Raw genomic sequence first — 20,188 nt, forward strand, 5'->3', positions numbered from 1 at the left:
GGCGGTGGACGAGATGGGCCGACAGACCGAAGATGAGGTATGGCGTCTACCGATGATCCGACCGTCGACGAACCCGACGACCTGCCCACACTCAGTCACCTGAAGGTGGGTCAGCACGCCACATATCCGCCGATCGATGATTACGCATTCCTGTCCGACTGTGAGACCAGCTGCCTGATCGCCAGCAATGGCTCGGTCGAGTGGATGTGTGTGCCCAGGCCCGATTCACCGAGCATCTTCGGCGCGATGCTCGACCGCAGCGCCGGACACTTCCGGATCGGCCCGTACGGGGTCAATGTGCCTGCCGCGCGCCGGTATCTGCCGGGTGGCATGATCCTGGAAACCACCTGGCAGACCGAGACCGGCTGGCTGATCGTGCGCGACGCCCTGGTACTCGGCCCATGGCACAACAACGAACAGCGCAGCAAGACCCATCGCCGCACGCCGATGGACTGGGACGCCGAGCACGTCCTGCTGCGCACGGTGAAATGCGTGAACGGCACGGTCGAGCTGGAGATGAGCTGCGAACCCGCCTTCGACTACCACCGCGCCCCAGCCGGCTGGGAGTACACCGGCAAGGTCTACGAGGAGGCGACCGCGGTACGTACGCTCGACCCGACCGCGGGCCCGACCCTGGTGCTGACTACCGACCTGCGGCTGGGTCTGGAGGGCCGGGAGGCGCGAGCCAGGACCAGGATGAAGGAGGGCGACGAGGTGTTCGTCGCACTGACCTGGTCGGAGCTGCCCGCACCGCGCACCTTCGAAGACGCGGCCCAGAAGATGTGGCAGACCACCGAATGCTGGCGGCAGTGGATCACCCTCGGCGATTTCCCCGATCATCCGTGGCGCAACTACTTACAGCGCAGCGCACTGACGCTCAAGGGGCTCACCTACGCGCCGACCGGTGCGCTGATGGCCGCCGCCACCACCTCCCTGCCGGAAACCCCTGGCGGCCAACGCAACTGGGACTACCGCTATACCTGGGTGCGCGATTCCAGCTTCGCGCTGTGGGGTCTGTACACCCTCGGCCTCGACCGCGAGGCCAACGACTTCTTCGCGTTTCTGAGAGACGCCACCACCGGCGATAACGGCGAATCCGTTCCGCTGCAGGTGCTCTACGGTATCGGCGGCGAACGCGAGCTCGCCGAGACCACGCTCGACAATCTGACCGGCTACGACGGCGCCAAACCGGTGCGCATCGGCAATGGCGCTTACAACCAGGACCAGCACGATATCTGGGGCACCATGCTGGACGCGGTGTACTTACACGTGAAATCCCGCCAGCAGGTGCCGGAATCGCTGTGGCCACTGTTGGAGCGCCAGGTCGAGGCGGCCATCAAGGGCTGGCGCGAGCCCGATCGCGGCATCTGGGAAGTCCGCGGTGAACCACAGCATTTCACCTCCTCGAAGGTGATGTGCTGGGTGGCGCTGGACCGCGGCGCGAAACTGGCCGAACTGCACGGCGAATACGAACGCGCCAGCGAGTGGTACGCCATTGCCGATCAGATCAAGGCCGATATCCTCACCAATGGCGTGAACGCCAACGGTGTCTTCACCCAGACCTACGGCGGCGACACCCTGGACGCGTCACTGCTGTTGGTGGTGCTGAACCGTTTCCTGCCGCCCACCGACCACCGGGTGCGCGCCACAGTGCTCTCGATCGCCGACCGACTCACTGAAAACGGTCTGGTGCTGCGCTATCGGACCGAGACCACCGACGACGGCTTGTCCGGCGCCGAGGGCACCTTCACCATCTGCTCGTTCTGGCTGGTCTCCGCGCTGGTGGAAATCGGCGAAGTGCAGCGGGCCCGGCACCTGTGCGAGCGCCTGCTCGGCTATGCCAGCCCGCTGCGGCTGTATGCCGAGGAAATCGACTCGCGCAGTGGACGCCACCTCGGCAACTTCCCGCAGGCCTTTACCCATCTGGCACTGATCAATGCGGTGACGCATGTGATCAGGGCCGAGCAATCACACACCAGCGGCACATTCCAACCGGCACACTTACCGGCCGTTCACCCGTCCTGACCGATATTTACGCGGCCGCGCCGATGCCATCGGCATCGGCGCGCAGTCCGCGCAGCTTGCCGAGCTGGACGTCGAGGTCGGCGATTCGCTCCTCGCGGTGATCGCCGTACTTCCCGTAGGCCACCTCCGCCACGCGCAACCGCTCGTCGGCGGTGTGCAGCACATCGGTGGCGATATCGGTGAAGTGGTCGCGCAGCGTGCGCTGCAGTGCGCGCAACCGATTTCGCGATTCCTTGCCGACCTGGAAGACGACATCGTCCATCAGCCTGGCCACCGAAACCTTCGCCTCGGCCTGACGGCGCTGCCTGCGAGCCTTGCGATCGTCCCAGAGCGCATTCGCGCCGAGCAGCAGCGCGGCGGCGGCCGAATACCAGTTCACCAGCGGCATTTTCAGCAGACTGGTCAGCACACCCACCATCAGCAGACCACCATAGGAGCCGCGCATAACGGTCAGGAATTGCGCCATCACACTGGCTTTCGCACTGGTCAGGGGATCCAGCGGCGCAACAGGCCCGAGAACTTCACCGGGATTGTGCAGGCGTAGGTCCGGCAGTGGCGGGGTGCGATGATCGGCCGGGAATTTGGCCGCCACCTGTTCGGACAGTTCCACCGCCCGGTAGTGCGCCATCACGAAATTCTCTTCGACGGCCTCGCAGATGCGCGCGTCCAGATCGGCGCCGAAATCCTTCCAGCGCCGGGCCGGATCGGTCTGGGCGATCTCGGCCTCGGCGTCGCGGACCAGACTGCGCAACCGGTGCCGCAGATCGTGTTCGATATCGGCCATCAACTCGGTGCTGCCATCGCCGAGGGTGACCTGCCAGTTGGCCGAGCGCTGCCGCAGCTGATCGGCCTGGTCGCGGGCGGCCACCAATTGTTCGGTGATCTCCACCCGGCGGCGCGGATCGCGCAGCGCCTCGGCCTCGGTCCGCAGGGTTACCGCGAGATGGTCGGCGACCAGCCGGATGTCATTGGCCGCGGCCGCCAGGACCAGGGTGTCGGCCCTGCCCACCACATAATCGCGCAGATGGTCGACGAGCTGAGGTACGCCCGATTCGATATCGCGCTGATAGTTGCCCGCCTGCTGGTGCAGCAGCGCCGAAACCGGGGCCACCGCGAAGCCGAGTCCGGCCGCGTCCAGCAGCTCACGATTGCGCTGCTGGGTGTGCTGCCAGTGCGGGTGCAGGTCGATCTTGTTCAGCACACAGATCACCGTGGGGCAGATCTGCTGGATGCGGTCGAGATAGGTGATCTGCTCCGCGGTGAACTCGGTTCCGGCGTCACCGACGTAGAGCACGGCATCGGCGGCGGCGATCATCGACCAGGTGGTGTGGTCCTCGCCATTGCTGCCCGGCGCGTCCATCAGGACCACGCCATCGGCCAGCAGCGAACTCGGCTCGGTGAATTCGGCGCGGATCACCCCGTCGGCGGTCAGCGCCGGACCCGGATCGAGCGGATCGACCGACTGGCGTTCGATGCGGCCCGCGCCGAGCGATTTCACCAGCACCGCCGTCGGCTCGGGTCCGTACTCCGCGATCACCGGCACGCTCAGCGCACTCTCGGTGGCGCTGACCCTGGCCCCGACCAAACCGTTGACCAGGGTGCTCATACCGTTCTTGGACGCACCGACGACCACGAGGCGCAGCCGCGGGTCACCGACCCTGGCCCGCACCATATTCAGTCGGCCGCTCAGATCGTCCCGGCCCACGGAGCGGGTCATCTCCTGCAGTTGATCGAGAATTCCGATGACCGGCGCCATGACCTGCGGATGTTTCACCGTGGCGGCCTCCAGCCCGGCTGCGGCAGACAACCCTCCTCCTAACTGTCGTACGGATATCGCATTCGACGATGACATGCGCCAGCGCGACGGGTGCGCGCGACCCCCATCAGGTTTCCTAGATCAGGGCGATGTCCAGCCCCGATGCCAGGTGGTGGCCGTCGTCGACGGCCGCATCGGGCAGCAGCGGGGCGGACAGACCACCGGCGATCAAGGTCAGCGCCGAATGGTCGGGTTCATATATCGGATGCGCGAAGTCGGCCGGGTCGCCGAGTTCCGCGGCGATCGGATGCGGCTTGATGTCGATCGGCGGCTGCATCGGGGTGACCGGTGCTGGCATCGTCGGGACCGGCACGTGGGTCTGCGGAGTAGGGATCGGCGCGGGGGAATTCATGGTCGGGATGTCGATATCCACGGTCGGCACGAGGGTCGGCACGGAGTGGGTGGCCGTCGGCACCGAAACCGTCGGCTCGATGGTCGGGATGTCCACCGTCGGTGGGGTGTGTGTGGTCGGGGCGGAGTTGCCCCCGGTTCCGCCGTTGACGGTGCTTGGGGTGGCCCCGCCGTGACCGGTGCTCGGGGTGGTGCCGCCACCGTGGCCGGTGCTGGGGAGCGTCACATCGTCATCGTCCGGCACAGTCGGGGTTGCGGGGTGGCTCGGCGCGTTGGTGCTGGGCGCATTTGTGGTCGGCGCGTGCGTGGTCGGCGCCTGGGTACCCGGGATCTTGGTCGTGCCGGTGATGTCGGTGCCGGGGAGGGTGGCACCAGGGGTCTTGGTGCTGGCCGGGTCGGGCACCTTGGTCGGATGCCCGGTGGTGCTGTCGCCGGGGATGACCGGAACCGGCACCGTCTTGGTGACGGTGGTCGGGATATTGGTCAGCGGCGGGTGCGGCGAATGCGAATCGTCGACCAGGACCGGCTTGGCCGGTACGGGCTTGGGCTCGAACAGCGCGGGCACCACCGCGGCGGGCGCGGTCAGCGGCGACGGACCCGTCGGCGCCACAAGCACATTGGCGACCGGGGTGCTCGCCGCATCCGGCTGGATCGTGGTCTGCAGCGGTGTGGCCGCAACCGGCGCGGCGACCGCAGCGGGGGCAACCACCGGTGCTGGCGGCGCGACCGGCGGTGCGATCGGGGCGACCGGTGCGACGAACGGCTGAGCGGGCTGCACCGCGACGGGCTGCGCGGCGGCCGAGTACTGGGGGACGGACCCGGCAGGCTGCGTGGTCGACGCGCTACTCGAGCTGTGCCCCGAGGCGCCGGACTGGTCCAGCCCGGAACGTCCGGTCGTGCCGGGGGTCTGGCCGAGCCAGTCGGAGAACCGGTCGATATTGTCGCCGACCCGACCGGCACCGGTCTCGACCTTCAGTGCGCCGTTGACCTCGACCTTGGAGTGTGTGTTCAGGTACATCCCGTTCGGGCTGACGCCGAAGTCCACTGCGAGTTCGGTGTGCACGCTGAAGCTGGCGTCCGCATTGAGGAATACGCCGACGGCATCCGGATTTCCGACGCCGTGGAACATATCCGCGCCATGGAACGCGTCGGCGCCATGGAACGCGTCGGCGCCGTGGAACAGGTCACCGCTGCCCGCGGGCGCGCCGGTGTGAAACATATTGCCGCCGAAGAACGGAGCGCCACCGCCCGCGTTCGCGGCGCTACTGCCGTCGGCGTCTTCGGCCTGGCTCACCGGGCCCGCGGCTGCGGTGTCGCTGGCCGTCCCGGCCACCGGAATGCGGGGCAGGACAAAGGGGTTGGAGCCGGGCGCGACGAAGCCGTTCGCGCCGGGCAGACCGAAGCCGTGGCCCTCCTGCCCCAGGCCGTGTCCGGGCAGCCCGAAACCGCCCTGGCCGAAGTCGAGTCCGGGCACGCCACCGAAGCCGCCGCCCGCATGATCGGTGCCGAAATCGAGGCCGGACCGCGGCGTCTCGCTGTGCAGATCGAGTCCGGAGCGCTCGCTCTCGGTACCGAGAGCGAGTCCGGGCTGGTAGCCGTTGCCGTGGGCGGCGTCCTGCCACGGCTGCGGTGTGTGCTGCTGCGGCGGCGGACCGAGGTGCAGACCGGAGTTCGGCGCGTTCGGGATGGTGAACGGAGCATTGACGCCGATATCGCGCGGTGCCGGCGTGTGCCCGTGAATCGGTGCGGGCGGTGCCGAATTCGGATCCGGATCCGGGAAGGTCACCACCGGACTCGGCGCGTCCGCATCGGGATCACGAGAGTAGGCCGAGGTCCAGCTGTCGAGCCGTTGCCCACCGGGATGCGCAGGCGCGGTACCGCCATTGGCAGCGATCAGGGCGCCACCGGTGACGTACGCGCCCGCCCGCGCTACCCGCGCGACGCCGGTGGCGACGCGATAGGCGGTATCGCCCGCACGGTCGTCAGCATCGGTGTCATCGCTGTCGAAGGGCAGGTCACTCGTCATGCAAGCTCCACTCTCAGGTTTCCAGCATCCTCACCACGCCGGGCAGACCGAGTGAAGATCAACTAACGATATTCCGGAAAACCCAACTGTCACATTCTGCAGGTCCGCAAAGAATATGACTGTGACAAGCAACACAACCTTGCCATCGGAAAAACCAGAACGGAAGCCCCGATTCTGCGGGCATCCCAAACCAGGTACAGGTGTTGTCATTTGGACCTGATCGAGCACTTCGAACCGAGTTGCGCGGCAGCCGAAGCCGTGCCGACGAGAGTAACTCGTCGGTGGCGACCCGTACAGCCCATAGTTCGATGGGCTGCAAGAGATCTCTAACAATTTCTCGAGAGACGGTGAAGTTCGGTTCCCTAGCGTCGATCTCGCCGGGACGACCCGGCACCGACGCGAAGGAGATCGCATCATGTCCGCACCCCTCGGACGCGGCCGAGCCCGCACTGTCGCCATCGTCACCGGGACGGCATTCGCCGCCACGGCGTCCGTGCTGGTCGCGGGCGCCGCCTCGGCCCAGCCGCCGCAGCCGGGCGGTGGTCCGACCGTGACGTGTGTGCTGATCGCTCCCGGCGACCCGCACGTGGTGATCCAGGGCGGGCCGGGGCCGCAGGTCGCCGTTCCGGCCGCACCGCTGCCACCGGGCGCCGCGCTGCCCGACTGCCCGGATATCGATCCATCCGGACCGGTCATTGTCGGCCCCGCTCAGCCCGGTGGTCCGCACGTGATCATCGAACACCGACCCGGCGCCGTGCCCGTCCACCCCGCGCAACCGGCTCCTACCGGCAGCACCGGCAGCTGACCGCGCGACGGCTCTATCGTGGCCCCATGACGGCAGCATCCGGCAGCGATTCGATGAGGTGGTTGGCCGGATGACGGGCGGACAGCGCATCTTGGTCGTCGACGATGAGGTTCGAGTTCTCGCGTCGCTGCGGCGCGGGCTCGAACTGTCCGATTTCGAGGTGGTCACCGCGGGTGACGGCGCCGAGGCGCTGGCCATGGTCCACCGCACCGAACCGGACGCCATGGTGCTCGATGTGAATATGCCGAATCTCGATGGGGCGGGCGTGGTTACGGCATTGCGCGCGATGGGCAACGACATTCCGATCTGCGTACTCAGCGCCCGCACCGCGGTCAGCGATCGCATCGCCGCCCTGGAGCGCGGCGCCGACGACTACCTGACCAAACCCTTCGACCTCGGTGAGCTGGTCGCCCGGCTGCACGCACTGCTGCGTCGTCGGCCCGCGGCCGGGCAGCCCTCCGGCGACGGCCACCGCCAGGTCGGACAGGTCCGGATCGATCGGGCCGGATACCGGGTGTTCGCCAGCGGACAGCAGGTGGAGCTGACCAAACGGGAATTCGAGGTGCTCGCGCTGCTGGCCGACAACACCGGCATCGTGCTCAGCCGCGCGCAGATCCTGTCCGCGGTCTGGGGTTATGACTTCACCACCGACACCAATGTGGTGGATGTGTTCGTCTCCTATCTGCGGCGCAAATTGGAGGCGCACGGTGCGCCGCGGGTGATCCACACGGTGCGCGGGGTGGGTTTCGTACTGCGGGAGGAAGCGTGAGTCGGCACCGGCGAATGCCCCCCAAGGCAACCTCACGCACGGCGAAGCCCGGTGCCGGTGAGGTGGAGTCGTGAGTGGGTTTCGGCGAATGAACCCGAAGACACAGTCCGCGTCGCACACGCGGAATCGAGCCGCGAGTGAGGTGGAATCATGAGCGACGGCGGATCGCCTGGAGCCGAAAAGTGAAGGCGCCGAAAGTGTTGTTATCGTTGCGCGCCCGGGTGGCGCTGGTATCGGGCGTCGTCGCCGCACTGGTGGCGGTCGTGCTCGGTGTCGCGTACTTCGCACTGCTCGCCACCGCGAGTTCACGCCAGTTGGATCAGACGGTGCAGACGATGCACGTCCGGGTCGCGCGGCCGCGGATATCGTGCCGTCTCCCGGTCTGCCGCTCGATGCGCTACCCCCGCTGCCGGAAGACATTGCGCCGATACCACTTCCAACTGCTCCGCCGCACGTGGTCCAGTTCGCCGACGACGCCGTCGCCCCGGTTGCCGGAGCGCCCGGCCTTGCCGTGGTGCTGCGCCCGAACCGCGCCGCCGTCGACTCGGCAATCCAGCGCAGCCAACTGATCGGCCTGTCGGTCGCGGCCGGCGGCGTACTGCTGGCCGCCACGCTCGGCTGGTTTCTGGCCGGTTATGCCGCTCGACCGCTGCGGAAACTGGCCACCGCCACACACGGCATCGACACCCTGGAGAAACTGCCGCCATTGTCCGGCCGCGACGCGCGTGAAGCCGAGGAACTCTCCGATGCCATCACCCGCATGCTGGCACGGCTCGAGGCGGCACACGGCGCCACCAATCGCGCGCTGGCCAGCGCCAGGGACTTCGCCGCGGTCTGTGCCCATGAGCTGCGCACACCGCTGACCGCGATGCGCACCGACCTGGAAGTCCTGGCCACCAAGGAATTACCCGCTGAGCAGCAGCGCGCGGTACTCGCCGACGTGCTGCTCGCCGAACGCCACATCGAGAACACCCTGACCGATCTGGAACGACTCGCGGTCGGCGAACTCACCGAATCCGACGCATTCGAACCCTTCGAACTCTGCGAAACCCTCGACCGCGCGGTACAGGACGCCCGTCGCCGCCATCCCGACGCGCACATCAACCTCACCGAATGCACCCCGACAACCTTGACCGGCCTACCGGGCGGCCTCATGCTGATCGTCACCAACGCAGTCGCCAATGCCATACAGCACGGTCACGCCCGCACCATCACCATCGCCGCCCGCCACTGCGATCCGAACACCTCCGGTACACACCCCGACGATCCGAGCACTGCTGATCCAAGCCCCGCCGATCCGAACGCCCTCCGCCACAACGCCTCCGACGCAACGACCGGAGTCGAGATCGTCATCGACGACGACGGCACCGGCATCCCCGAACACCTCCGCCCTACCGCCTTCGATCGCTTCACCAAAGGCCCCGGCTCCCCCGGCTCCGGCCTGGGCTTGGCCCTGGTCCGCCAACAAGCCGAACTCCACTCCGGCACAGCCGAACTCGACCACGCCCCGCTCGGCGGTGTTCGTCTGCGCGTGCGGATCGCCGCACGCACTTCCTGAACTCAGCGAATCCAGTTCAGTAGCGGCGCGGTATCGAGTGTGACGGCCACCGGTTCCGGCAACGTCACCTCGAGGCCGATCGCATACCGGTGCACATCGAGGTACTTGTCGCCATTCGGGTTGCTGTGGACCACTACCTCGGCCGAGTCGCGGTCGATGAGCAAGTAGATCGGAATCTCCACTTGGGCGTACGCAATAGGCTTTTCCACGGCGCGCGCATACTGCTGCCAGCAGACATGATCTGTATCGAATCCGCACCAAATCACTGGCACACGGTTACAACCGCGGCCACTGGTCGTTGACCAGTCCGATTATCCGCCCGGACCGGCTTACTTCTGCCCCTTCGGTTTGTCGGAGGCGGCGTCCGACGAGAGCGCGGCGACGAAGGCTTCCTGGGGAACGTCGACGCGGCCGATCGTCTTCATGCGCTTCTTGCCTTCCTTCTGCTTCTCGAGCAGTTTGCGCTTGCGGCTGATGTCACCGCCGTAGCACTTGGCGAGGACGTCCTTGCGGATGGCGCGGATGTTTTCGCGGGCAATGATTTTCGAGCCGATGGCGGCCTGGATGGGCACCTCGAACTGCTGGCGCGGGATGAGTTCGCGCAGTTTGGTTGTCATCTTGTGGCCGTAGGCCTGGGCGGCGTCGCGGTGCACGATCGCCGAGAACGCGTCCACCGCCTCGCCCTGCAGCAGGATGTCCACCTTCACCAGCGCCGACTCCTGCACACCCGCCTCCTCGTAATCGAGGCTGGCATAGCCGCGGGTACGCGATTTCAGCGAGTCGAAGAAGTCGAAGATGATCTCGGCCATCGGCATGGTGTAGCGCAGTTCGACGCGGGTCTCCGACAGGTAGTCCATACCGCCGAGCTCACCGCGCCGTGCCTGGCACAGTTCCATGATCGAACCGATGAATTCGCTCGGCGAGATGATCGTGCACTTGACCACCGGCTCGTACACATGCCGGACCTTGCCCTCGGGCCAGTACGAGGGATTGGTAACGACCTGTTCGGCGCCGTCCTCCATCTCCACCTTGTAGACCACGTTGGGCGCGGTGGAGATCAGATCCAGATCGAATTCGCGCTGCAGCCGCTCGCGGGTGATCTCCATATGGAGCAGACCGAGGAACCCGCACCGGAAGCCGAAGCCGAGGGCCACCGAGGTCTCCGGCTCGTAGGTCAGTGCGGCGTCGTTGAGCTGGAGCTTGTCCAGTGCGTCGCGCAGGTCCGGGTAGTCCGAGCCGTCGACCGGGTAGAGACCGGAGTACACCATGGGGCGCGGCTCGCGGTAGCCGGTGAGCGGTTCGGTCGCACCGCCGCGCGCGGAGGTCACGGTATCGCCGACCTTCGACTGGCGCACATCCTTCACGCCGGTGATCAGATAGCCGACCTCGCCGACGCCGAGACCCTGGGTGGGTTTGGGTTCCGGGGAGACGATGCCGACCTCGAGCAGTTCGTGCGTCGCGCCGGTGGACATCATCTTGATCTTCTCGCGCGGAACGATCTTGCCGTCCACCACCCGGACATAGGTGACCACACCGCGGTAGGTGTCGTAGACCGAGTCGAAGATCATGGCCCGGGCGGGTGCGTCCGGATCGCCGACCGGCGCTGGCACCGCCTCGATGACCTTGTTCAGCAGTTCCGGCACACCGACGCCGGTCTTACCGGAGACCCGCAGCACGTCCTCGGGTTCGCAACCGATGATGTGCGCGATCTCGCCCGCGTAACGATCGGGATCCGCGGCCGGGAGATCGATCTTGTTGAGCACCGGGATGATCGTCAAATCCTTGTCCAGCGCCAGGTACAGATTCGCCAGCGTCTGCGCCTCGATGCCCTGCGCCGCGTCGACCAGCAGCACCGCGCCCTCACACGCTTCCAGCGCGCGCGACACCTCATAGGTGAAGTCGACGTGGCCGGGGGTATCGATGAGGTGCAGTACGTAGTCGGTGCCGTCGACCTGCCAGGGCAGTCGGACGTTCTGGGCCTTGATGGTGATGCCGCGCTCGCGCTCGATATCCATTCGGTCCAGGTACTGGGCGCGCATCGCCCGCTCCTCGACCACTCCGGTCAGTTGCAGCATGCGGTCGGCCAGCGTCGACTTGCCGTGGTCGATGTGCGCGATGATGCAGAAGTTCCGGATCCGGGCGGGATCGGTGAACGTCGTGTCGGCGAAGCTGGCGGGCACTCCACTCCTCATGGGTATCGGCAAACTGCCGTCCATCGTCCCATGCGCGCGGTAAAGACCCTGTCAGCGGTGCACCGTTCTGCGTTCCGAACCACTTTTCAGCCCCGATAGCCGGTGCCTGGAATGCGGCGCTCATAGTCGGCGCACAGATAGGTCTCGGGTACCTGCTCGGTGACCGGCACCTCGAAATAGTCGTCCTTGGAGCGGACCGCAAGGTACTTGTCCCTGGCCTCGCGATGACACCACATGCCGGTGAGGCCGTGCCCGTATGGCGAGTAGTCGGAAAACAGGCACGTCATACAGGAGATCAGGCGGACGTCGTCGGGAAACTGCTGTCCCAGTCGGAACAGCGCGTCCTCGAAGTACCGGTCGGTGGCCTGGTAGGTCTGCCCATCGATCTCGACAGCGAGTTGCAGTGACTCACCGGTCCCACCGGGTGGCAGTGTCAGCAGGAAATGGATCGGACCGGGTCGCTGCTCGCCGCCGACCGCCACCATGCCGGGCAACTCGCCGGAGAAGGTGCAGCCGGAAATGGCATCCCACTCGTCGATGGGCAGTCCCACCCGAAGTGCGGCGCCCTGGTCAAAGGGACCGAGCGCGTCGAAATCCGGACCCGCCACGGGGACACCACGGATCACGGTTCGGATATCGAAGCGGTTCGGACCCCAGTGCCGCGATGGCCCGATCCGCCACACGATGTGCTCGATACCGTGTCCGTCCTCGTAGGTTCCCGGAAAAACCTGCGGCTGCACAGCTGGATACCTTCCGCACGACGAATTCCGCAGACTCTAGCGGAGAATGCGCACGCGGCGAACCGGGATGCTCGACATCGCCGAATCCGTCCCGGCAATCGGACAAATCCCGCACAACGCCGGGTCTGCGGCCGTACCTTCGGCGGGTGGAGAAATTGGTCTTCGTTCTGCGCCGGTCCGATTCCGACGCGACCGACTCGTGGTGTGAATCGCTGCGCACCACCGTGGCCGCGCGCCTGGTCGACCTCGGGGTGGCGGGTGTCACCGTCTATGTCCGCGATGCGGCGGTCCGGGCCGCGCTGATGCGCATGGTCACGCTGGATCCGCCGATCGCCGCGGTCGTCACCCTCTGGGTCGAGCAGAGCTACGGCCCGGAGGCCACGGCCGCTGCCGAGATCCTCGGTGCATACGCCACGGCGGCACACGGCTACCTGGTGACCGAGTCCGTGCCGCTGCGGCTCGACGATGCGGTCCCCACACGCACCGAGGGCTTCGGCAATCTGGCCTTTCTGCGCCGACCCGCCGAACGCACCCGCGAGGAATGGCTGCGACGCTGGCAGCACGAGCACACCGAAGTGGCCATCGAGACACAGTCGACGTTCGGCTACACCCAGAACGTGGTGGTCCGGGCGATCACACCGGACGCGCCCACCATCGATGCCATTGTCGAGGAACAGTTTCCGGCCGCGGCGCTCACCGATCCGATGGTCTGGTACGACACGCGCGACGCGGCCGAGTTCCGGGATCGGGTGCGCCGCATGCTGGACTCGGTCGCGCGGATCGGCGCCGATCGCGACCTCGATACCGTTTCCGTCAGCAGATATCCAGTGCTGCAACCGTTTTCGCTACGGACACACCAGCCCAGCGGAGCATGATGCGCGAATCGTCTGCGCACCTCACACGACCGCGACCGCGAACCGCAAGTCGTTAGCGCTACCGACCGGTAGGCGGTGCGGATGAGAAGACGCGACCACGCCGTTACCATCCAAGGATGGCCCGAAGTTGGAACTCGATCGGCAAGCAGCTAGGCCTCATTGCGAAGGCGCAGAGTCCCAAGATCGTCAAGGAACAGGGACCGAAGCTGGTCGACAAGCTGCAGCGTTCGTCATTGCTCGAACGTGCGGTCGGCTCACTGGCGACCCGCAAGGCCCGTGCGGTGACGATTCGCCCGGCCGCCTCCACCCCGGTGCCGACGGGCGAGCGGGCCAGGCAGATCGTCTACTGCCCGCAATTGGACGGCCGCGCCGATCCCGGCGAGGTCGTGTGGACCTGGGTGCCCTACGAGGAGGATCCGAACAACGGCAAGGATCGCCCGGTGCTCGTCGTCGGGCGCGACCGCAGAACCCTGCTCGGGCTGATGCTGTCGTCGAATCCGGAGCGCGCGTACGACCGGAACTGGGTCGGAATCGGCAGCGGCAGTTGGGATCACGAGGGCAGGCCGAGCTGGGTCCGCCTCGACCGGGTCCTCGACGTACCGGAGGACGGTATCCGCCGCGAGGGTGCGATCCTGGCGCGCAAGACCTTCGACCTGGTCGCACATCGTCTGTGCGCCGAATACGACTGGTACTGATCGGGAATCGGGTGCCATCATGAATCGGGTTCTCGGGCCGACGAAGATCGCCATGCTGATCACCGATGTCGGGTTCCTGCTCTACTGGGCGATCGCCTTCGCGCACGTCATCCCGGCCGAATGGGCCTATAGGGACTACACCGATCCGATACTGACCGATTGGAACAACTCGTTCGTGCTGCTCGATCTGGCGGCCAGCGGCACCGGGCTCGCCAGCCTGTGTCGCGCACCCGGTTGGCGCACGCTGATGACCGTCTCGCTGACCTTGACCAGCGTGGCCGGACTGCAAGCCATCGCATTCTGGACGTTGCGTGCGGATTTCAGCCCACTCTGGTGGGTGCCCAATCTGTTCCTACTACTGTTCCCGCTGCCCGCACTGATCGCCCTGACCTGCACCACCGAGACCGAAAAGCGTTCGGCGGCATAGCACGTCGTGCTCGCATCGACCTGGGCTGCCACGAGAATGTCCACGCAACAACTGATCTCGCAATTACCCGGGTAACTCGCCGGGGACGAGCTAGCTCAACCAGCATCGACCAGCCAGTCCGCAATGCAGCTCTTGCGGCACTCACCGGTCGGCCTGAGACGCGGGGAGGCGGTCAGGACACCATCTCGCGGGAGCGGCCGAACAGCACGCCGTAGACCAGTGCGCCGAGTACGCCACCGATCAGCGGGAATACGATGAACGCCCAGACCTGGGGACCGGCGCCGTCCTGGTAGAAGGCGACGGCGAGGCTGCGGGCCGGGTTCACCGAGGTGTTGTCCACCGGGATCGAGACCAGGTGGATAACCGTGAACGTGAGACCGATCGACAGTCCGGCCTGTGGGATATCGGAGATCTGGTCGGTCGAGGCCAGCACCACGAAGACCAGCAGCGCGGTCAGCATGACCTCGACAATGATCGTGGCCGACAGGCCGTACCCGTTCTGGATCACCACCTGTCCCAGCGGACCGCGCATCGCGGACGGGCTGTGCTTACCCCAGCCGTTCGCGCCGAGTCCATTGACCGCGCGGTCGTAGGACGGCAGGTTCTTGGCGATCGCGAACAGCACCAGCCCGGCCAGGAAGGCGCCGATCAACTGTGCGATCACATAGCCGACCGCGGAGATCACCGAGAGCCTGCCCATCAGCAGCTGTCCGACGGTCACGGCCGGATTCACGTGGCAGCCGGAGATCGGCCCGATCGCATAGACCAGGAACAGCAGGGACAGTCCGAACGCGAATGCCACGCCGAGCGCGCCGACGCGCTCACCGGCCAGCACGGCGGTGCCGACACCGCCGATAACCAGGACGAAGGTGCCCAACGCCTCGGCCGCCCACTTCTTGGGCTCCGGCGTCGGCTCCAGTTCGGTGACTTCCTCGACGACTTCCTGAGCAGTGGGAGACATGCGCGCTACCTTCCGAAAGGGTCATCCCCGCTGGCACGGGGATCTGCCTGGGACCTGCTACGAAAATCACGGCTGATGTGAAAGGGACGTTACGCGAGACCGGTGAGCACTACAACGACCACGAATACCCGCGACGGCTGTCGCGCCACCCATGACCGGCAAAAAGGTCCGGGGATGCGCGGGAGCCTAGGCGAGACGGGTGATCTCCACGACGACCTCCAGATCGGTCGAGCCACCGCCGGAGAAAATACCCTTCAGCGGCGGCACATCCGCGTAGTCGCGGCCGACGCCGACGGATATGTGCTGTTCATTGATGGCAATATTGTTGGTCGGGTCGTAGCCCCACCACGCGCCGGTCCACGCCTCGATCCAGGCGTGTGACTGCCCGGCAACCGTCGTATTGATCTCGGCGGCCGGATTGGGGTGCAGATACCCGGAAACGTAACGACTCGGAATCCCCATGCTGCGCAACAACACCAGCGTCAAATGCGCATAGTCCTGGCATACGCCTCGGCGATCGGCGAAGGCCTGCACGGCCGAGGTGTGCACCGAGGTGGTCCCCGCGATGTAGTTCATTTCGGCGTGCACCCATTCGGCCGCGCGCACAACGGCCTTCGCGGGCGGCACACCGCGGGCGAGGTGTCTCGCGACCGCGGCCAGCTTCTTGTCCTGCGGCACATAGTCGGTGGGCGAGAGCATTTCGTCGAAGCGGTCACGGATGTGTTCGGAACGCAACTCCTCCCACGACAGCTCCTCGGCCGGACCCGCGAACGGTTCGGTTTCCACCACCGATGATCCGGTGACCTCCAATTCGGTATGCGGCGCATGCAAATCGAAGGAGGTGACCGCGGTGCCCCAGTAGTCGGTGTAGCGGTAGGACCGGGTGGATGGCACCGTCTCGACCCGGTTCAGGATGACGTTCTGCCTGCTGTCCGCACGCGGGGTGAGCCGAGCCTCGTTGAACGACCGGGTAACCGGAGCGTCGTATACATATCCGGTGGTGTGCACCACCCTGATCCGCCAGCTCACAGCTCTCCCTCCACCTGCGCATGGTTGTCGTGACTACTGCGCAGATCGGTCCAGGCCACCCACGGCGCGGCGTGGAAGTACTGCAATGCGATCGCCTCGCTGACCTCGCGGCAGGTCTTCTGCAGCGACAGCAGCCGATTCTGCAGATCCTCCAAAAGCGCACCGGGCGGCAGGAATTCGAGTTCGCTGCGGGCCCGGCCGAGCAGTCGCTGCGCCTCGTGTCGAGCGCCGACCCGGCTGCTCGGGCGCTGATCGAGTTCGGCCAGGCAGGCCTCGGCCACCCGCACCGAATGGAAGACCGAACGTGGGAAGAGCCGGTCGAGCAGGATGAACTCGGCGACCAGATTGGCATCCAGTGCCCCGCGGTGGGTACGCAGGTAGGTGTCGTGTGCGCCCGCCGAGCGCAGTACGGTCACCCACGCCGGTGACGAGGTGCGGTCGCCCGCGCGCGAAAGCAGCAGGCGCACGGTCATATCCACGCGTTCGATCGATCGGCCGAGCAGTAGGAAGCGGTAGCCGTCGTCGCGACTGAGGGTGGAATCGGAGAGCCCGGCGAACATTGCCGCCCGGTCCTTGATGTAGTGGAAGAATTCGTGCGGACCGAGGCTGCGGGCGGCCTTCTCGGCCGCGGCGAGCCCGATAAAGGTGGCGTTGAGGCACTCCCACATCTCGCTGGAGGTGACTTCGCGTGCGCCCCTCGCATTTTCGCGGGCATTGGCGATCGAATCGACGATGGAATTGCCGTGGTCGTGGCTGAACGCCACGAGGTCGGTCACCGACCAGACATCGAGTTCGACGTCGGGCGGTTCGATCCCCAATACCCGCAACAGGACTCGCGAGGTGCGGTCCGGGTCCACCGTGGCGTCCTCGAGCAGCTGATGCACCGCGACATCCAGGATGCGGGCGGTATCGTCGGCGCGTTCGACGTATCTTCCGATCCAGTACAGGGATTCGGCATTGCGGGCCAGCATCAGCGCATCCCCGCGCCCTGTTGCTGCTGCCCGGTCGATCGGCTTTGTCGCTGGCGCATCGACCCCAGCCGCTGTTCCTGTTGTTGCTGCTGTTGTTGCTGATTCGCCTGCGCCGCGGTCAATTCCCGGCCCAGCTCGCGCTGGTCGGACTGTGGCGGATCGCTGACCAGCTCCTCGCCAGCGAGCTCACGGTCGTCGGGTGAGGTCCGCCCGGCCAGCACCCAGGTGTCCTTACTGCCGCCGCCCTGACTGGAATTGACCACCAGCGAGCCCTCCGGCAATGCCACCCGGGTCAGACCGCCCGGCAGCACCCAGATGTCATCACCGTCGTTCACTGCGAACGGCCGCAGGTCGACATGGCGTGGGACCAGCGCACTTCCGATCTTGGTCGGCACCGTGGACAGCTGCACCACCGGCTGCGCGATCCAGCCCCGCGGATCCGACTTGATCTTGCGCCGGGTTGCCTCCAACTCCCGTGGCGAAGCCACCGGTCCGATGACGATGCCGTAGCCGCCGGAGCCCTCGACGGGTTTGATCACCAGTTCATCGAGGCGATCGAGCACCTCTTCGCGCTCCTCGTCGAGCCAGCACCGATAGGTGTCGACATTGGGTAGCACCGGCTTCTCGCCGAGGTAGTACTCGATGATCGTCGGCACATACGCGTAGGTCAGCTTGTCATCGCCGACGCCATTGCCGATCGCGCTGGAGATGACCACATTGCCCGCGCGCGCGGCGTTCACCAGCCCGGCGACGCCGAGCACCGAATCGGGCCGGAAGTGCATCGGGTCCAGGAAGGTGTCGTCGATGCGCCGGTAGATCACGTCGACCTGGCGCTCCCCCGCCGTGGTCCGCATATAGACGACATTGTCGCGGCAGAACAGGTCGCGTCCCTCGACCAATTCCACCCCCATCTGCCTGGCCAGCAGCGAATGTTCGAAGTAGGCCGAGTTGTAGACGCCCGGGGTCAGCACCACGACCGTCGGATCGGCCTCGTTCGGCGCGGCCGAGGCGCGCAGCGCTGCCAGCAGATGGGTCGGATAGTCCCCGACCGCGCGGACCCGGTGCGAGGAGAACAGATCGGGGAAGACCCGGGCCATGGTGCGCCGGTTCTCCATGACATAGGAGACCCCGGACGGCGAGCGCAGATTGTCCTCCAGCACCCGGAAATCGCCGCGTTCGTCGCGGATCAGGTCGATGCCCGCCACATGGATGCGCACCCCGTTGGGCGGCACCAGTCCGGCGGCCTCGCGATGGAAGTGCTGGCACGAGGTCACCAGCCGCTTCGGGATGACCTCGTCGCGCAGGATGTTCTGCTCGCCGTAGACATCGGCGAGGAACAGTTCCAGCGCGGTCACCCGCTGCTTGATCCCGCGCTCCAGCTTGGCCCATTCGGCGGCCGCGATCACCCGGGGCACCAGATCGAGCGGGAAGGGCCGCTCCTGTCCGGACAGCGAGAAGGTAATGCCCTGATCGATGAAGGCGCGGTCGAGCGCATCGGAGCGAGCCGCGAGATCGGCCACATCGATGGGCGCCAGCGCCGAGAAGATGCCCCGGTACGGCTGGCGCACCCGGCCCTGGCCGTCGAACATCTCGTCGAAGGCATCGGCGTACCGACCGGGGCCATAGCCCTCGAACAGTCCCGAAGTGGTTGCTCGGCCGTTGCCGTTCGCATGCCCGTTCGACCGGGCACGCGGCGGCGCCAGAGATCGAGCCGAACGTGGCGACGACACGGGAGTCATGCAAAAATCGTGCTACACGCAGCATCAATGCAGTGTGAGACGCAGGTAAATTTCTTGCATCACTCCTGGTTTCCGCCCAATTACTACGGTCGGTAACGTTGCCGATCGAACCGTTCGCGCGGTGGCGATTTCGCATGTCGGGTGGTGGTGATTTCGTGTGCGACGCGACGGCTGGTAACCTCGACCTTCGGCGTCGCGTTACCTGATCAGTCCGGTTACCAACGCGCGCTCGCGAACTTTTCAGCACAGTCCACTCAGCGACAGGAACACGAGGAAACAGGCGTGGCCAACATCAAGTCCCAGATGAAGCGGATCCGCACAAACGAGGCGGCGCGCAAGCGCAACCAGTCGGTCAAGTCCGGGCTGCGCACCGCGATCCGCAGCTTCCGGGAGGCCGCTGCCGCCGGTGATAAGGAAAAGGCCACCGAGCAGCTGGTCTTCGCCAGCCGCAAGCTGGACAAGGCCGCCTCGAAGGGCGTCATCCACGCCAACCAGGCCGCCAACAAGAAGTCGGCCCTCGCGCTGGCGCTGAACAAGCTCTGATCGCAGAGGTACCGCAGCGGTACCACCTCATACGCTGACGCAGCCGTCGTGGCCTCGATGACCACGACGGCTTTTGTCGTCCCCGATCGACTATTGCGAAGATCACTTTCTCGAGCTGCCGGTGCGGCGGGTCAGGCGCGAAACATACCGATTAGCATGTTTATCGCAACTATTCAGTAAACTTCAGCTTCGGCGGCAAGGCCGCTCTCTGGGCGTTGAGCGGAACGGCCCCGATAGGTGCCATGTCATCGAGACTGCCCTGGCAAATCGGTGGAGAAACGCCGGGTGGCGACCGCACCGGGCCATTGCCGCATCCCACTCCTCGAGCCGGATTCCGATCGGGCAGCCACATGTCGGAGGTTCCCGCTACGATTCGGCGCATGGTTACCGTGTACGCCAATCAGACGCCGGTTCGCTCCGAAGACCTCCCGGATGTCATTCGTGCCGCCGAGGTCCTAGGCATCGGACTGAAGATCGAGAACGTCATGGTCCCCGACGAGGAAGGCGGCTACTCGCTGGAGTGGATCGTCACCCGGGACGAGGAGATTCCGGTCTACGAGGAGTGGGAGGGCCGCTATGAGGAGCCGGAAGAGGATATCGAGCTGATTCTCAGCTCGGTCGAATAATCCCCCGCGCACCCGCACCCGCACCCGCACCGAGCGGGTG

The 20,188-nt window shown here is 66.1% G+C and carries 18 protein-coding genes; 9 read left to right on the top strand and 9 right to left on the bottom strand.

Annotated features, from left to right (window positions below; genetic code table 11):
* The first annotated feature begins 39 nt into the window (after positions 1–39).
* Entirely contained in the window at positions 40–2,025 is a 1,986-nt protein-coding gene (locus tag ABZW16_RS06600; RefSeq protein WP_354952904.1) for a glycoside hydrolase family 15 protein, read from the top strand.
* A 7-nt stretch (positions 2,026–2,032) separates the two neighbouring features.
* On the opposite strand, the gene ABZW16_RS06605 is transcribed toward ABZW16_RS06600, so the two are convergent.
* Both ABZW16_RS06605 and ABZW16_RS06610 read right to left on the bottom strand, forming a co-directional pair.
* The gene (locus ABZW16_RS06605) at positions 2,033–3,832 is read right to left on the bottom strand and encodes a dynamin family protein (protein ID WP_354952906.1); all 1,800 of its coding nucleotides are present in this window, start codon (positions 3,830–3,832) and stop codon (positions 2,033–2,035) included.
* 85 nt (positions 3,833–3,917) lie between these two features.
* Positions 3,918–6,218, bottom strand: coding sequence for a hypothetical protein (locus tag ABZW16_RS06610; RefSeq protein WP_354952908.1), 2,301 nt, complete (start codon positions 6,216–6,218; stop codon positions 3,918–3,920).
* A 415-nt stretch (positions 6,219–6,633) separates the two neighbouring features.
* On the opposite strand from ABZW16_RS06610, the gene ABZW16_RS06615 reads away from it, so the two are divergent.
* The 3 genes from ABZW16_RS06615 to ABZW16_RS06625 all read left to right on the top strand — a co-directional run bounded on the left by ABZW16_RS06615 (position 6,634) and on the right by ABZW16_RS06625 (position 9,350).
* On the top strand, positions 6,634–7,023 hold the full coding sequence (locus tag ABZW16_RS06615; protein WP_354952910.1) for a hypothetical protein: 390 nt from the start codon (positions 6,634–6,636) through the stop codon (positions 7,021–7,023).
* A 70-nt stretch (positions 7,024–7,093) separates the two neighbouring features.
* Entirely contained in the window at positions 7,094–7,792 is a 699-nt protein-coding gene (locus ABZW16_RS06620) for a response regulator transcription factor (RefSeq protein ID WP_354952912.1), read from the top strand.
* Positions 7,793–8,159: 367 nt separating this feature from the next.
* Positions 8,160–9,350 (top strand): HAMP domain-containing sensor histidine kinase, encoded by a 1,191-nt coding sequence (locus ABZW16_RS06625; protein ID WP_354952914.1) that lies wholly within the window; start codon positions 8,160–8,162, stop codon positions 9,348–9,350.
* A gap of 2 nt (positions 9,351–9,352) precedes the next feature.
* On the opposite strand, the gene ABZW16_RS06630 is transcribed toward ABZW16_RS06625, so the two are convergent.
* From ABZW16_RS06630 to ABZW16_RS06640, 3 genes are all read right to left on the bottom strand, one after another.
* Positions 9,353–9,559, bottom strand: a complete 207-nt coding sequence (locus ABZW16_RS06630) for a hypothetical protein (protein ID WP_354952916.1) — start codon at positions 9,557–9,559, stop codon at positions 9,353–9,355.
* Between the two features lie 120 nt (positions 9,560–9,679).
* Positions 9,680–11,542, bottom strand: coding sequence for a translation elongation factor 4 (gene lepA, locus ABZW16_RS06635; protein WP_354952918.1), 1,863 nt, complete (start codon positions 11,540–11,542; stop codon positions 9,680–9,682).
* A gap of 86 nt (positions 11,543–11,628) precedes the next feature.
* Positions 11,629–12,282: a DUF6304 family protein gene (locus ABZW16_RS06640; RefSeq protein WP_354952920.1), complete on the bottom strand. Its 654-nt coding sequence runs from the start codon at positions 12,280–12,282 to the stop codon at positions 11,629–11,631.
* 146 nt (positions 12,283–12,428) lie between these two features.
* Between ABZW16_RS06640 and ABZW16_RS06645 the strand changes: the two genes are divergently transcribed.
* The 3 genes from ABZW16_RS06645 to ABZW16_RS06655 all read left to right on the top strand — a co-directional run bounded on the left by ABZW16_RS06645 (position 12,429) and on the right by ABZW16_RS06655 (position 14,279).
* The gene (locus ABZW16_RS06645; RefSeq protein ID WP_354952922.1) at positions 12,429–13,157 is read left to right on the top strand and encodes a hypothetical protein; all 729 of its coding nucleotides are present in this window, start codon (positions 12,429–12,431) and stop codon (positions 13,155–13,157) included.
* A gap of 116 nt (positions 13,158–13,273) precedes the next feature.
* Positions 13,274–13,852: a type II toxin-antitoxin system PemK/MazF family toxin gene (locus ABZW16_RS06650; protein ID WP_354952924.1), complete on the top strand. Its 579-nt coding sequence runs from the start codon at positions 13,274–13,276 to the stop codon at positions 13,850–13,852.
* A 19-nt stretch (positions 13,853–13,871) separates the two neighbouring features.
* Positions 13,872–14,279, top strand: coding sequence for a DUF5360 family protein (locus tag ABZW16_RS06655; RefSeq protein WP_354952926.1), 408 nt, complete (start codon positions 13,872–13,874; stop codon positions 14,277–14,279).
* A 172-nt stretch (positions 14,280–14,451) separates the two neighbouring features.
* On the opposite strand, the gene ABZW16_RS06660 is transcribed toward ABZW16_RS06655, so the two are convergent.
* From ABZW16_RS06660 to ABZW16_RS06675, 4 genes are all read right to left on the bottom strand, one after another.
* A complete protein-coding gene (locus ABZW16_RS06660) occupies positions 14,452–15,240 on the bottom strand; it encodes an aquaporin (RefSeq protein ID WP_354952928.1) in 789 nt (262 codons plus the stop codon).
* Between the two features lie 186 nt (positions 15,241–15,426).
* On the bottom strand, positions 15,427–16,269 hold the full coding sequence (locus ABZW16_RS06665) for a transglutaminase family protein (protein ID WP_354952930.1): 843 nt from the start codon (positions 16,267–16,269) through the stop codon (positions 15,427–15,429).
* Positions 16,266–17,240 (bottom strand): alpha-E domain-containing protein, encoded by a 975-nt coding sequence (locus tag ABZW16_RS06670; protein ID WP_354952932.1) that lies wholly within the window; start codon positions 17,238–17,240, stop codon positions 16,266–16,268. The genes ABZW16_RS06665 and ABZW16_RS06670 overlap by 4 nt, the downstream gene beginning before the upstream one ends.
* The gene (locus tag ABZW16_RS06675; protein WP_354952975.1) at positions 17,240–18,829 is read right to left on the bottom strand and encodes a circularly permuted type 2 ATP-grasp protein; all 1,590 of its coding nucleotides are present in this window, start codon (positions 18,827–18,829) and stop codon (positions 17,240–17,242) included. Before ABZW16_RS06675 ends, ABZW16_RS06670 begins: the two co-directional genes overlap by 1 nt.
* Positions 18,830–19,261: 432 nt before the next feature.
* Here ABZW16_RS06675 and rpsT point away from each other — a divergent pair, with 432 nt between their 5' ends.
* Positions 19,262–19,522: a 30S ribosomal protein S20 gene (gene rpsT, locus ABZW16_RS06680; protein WP_354952934.1), complete on the top strand. Its 261-nt coding sequence runs from the start codon at positions 19,262–19,264 to the stop codon at positions 19,520–19,522.
* 380 nt (positions 19,523–19,902) lie between these two features.
* Positions 19,903–20,148 (top strand): hypothetical protein, encoded by a 246-nt coding sequence (locus tag ABZW16_RS06685; protein WP_354952936.1) that lies wholly within the window; start codon positions 19,903–19,905, stop codon positions 20,146–20,148.
* The last annotated feature ends 40 nt before the right edge of the window (positions 20,149–20,188 follow it).

It is taken from the genome of Nocardia sp. NPDC004604, assembly GCF_040609795.1.
Classification (GTDB): Bacteria; Actinomycetota; Actinomycetes; order Mycobacteriales; family Mycobacteriaceae; genus Nocardia.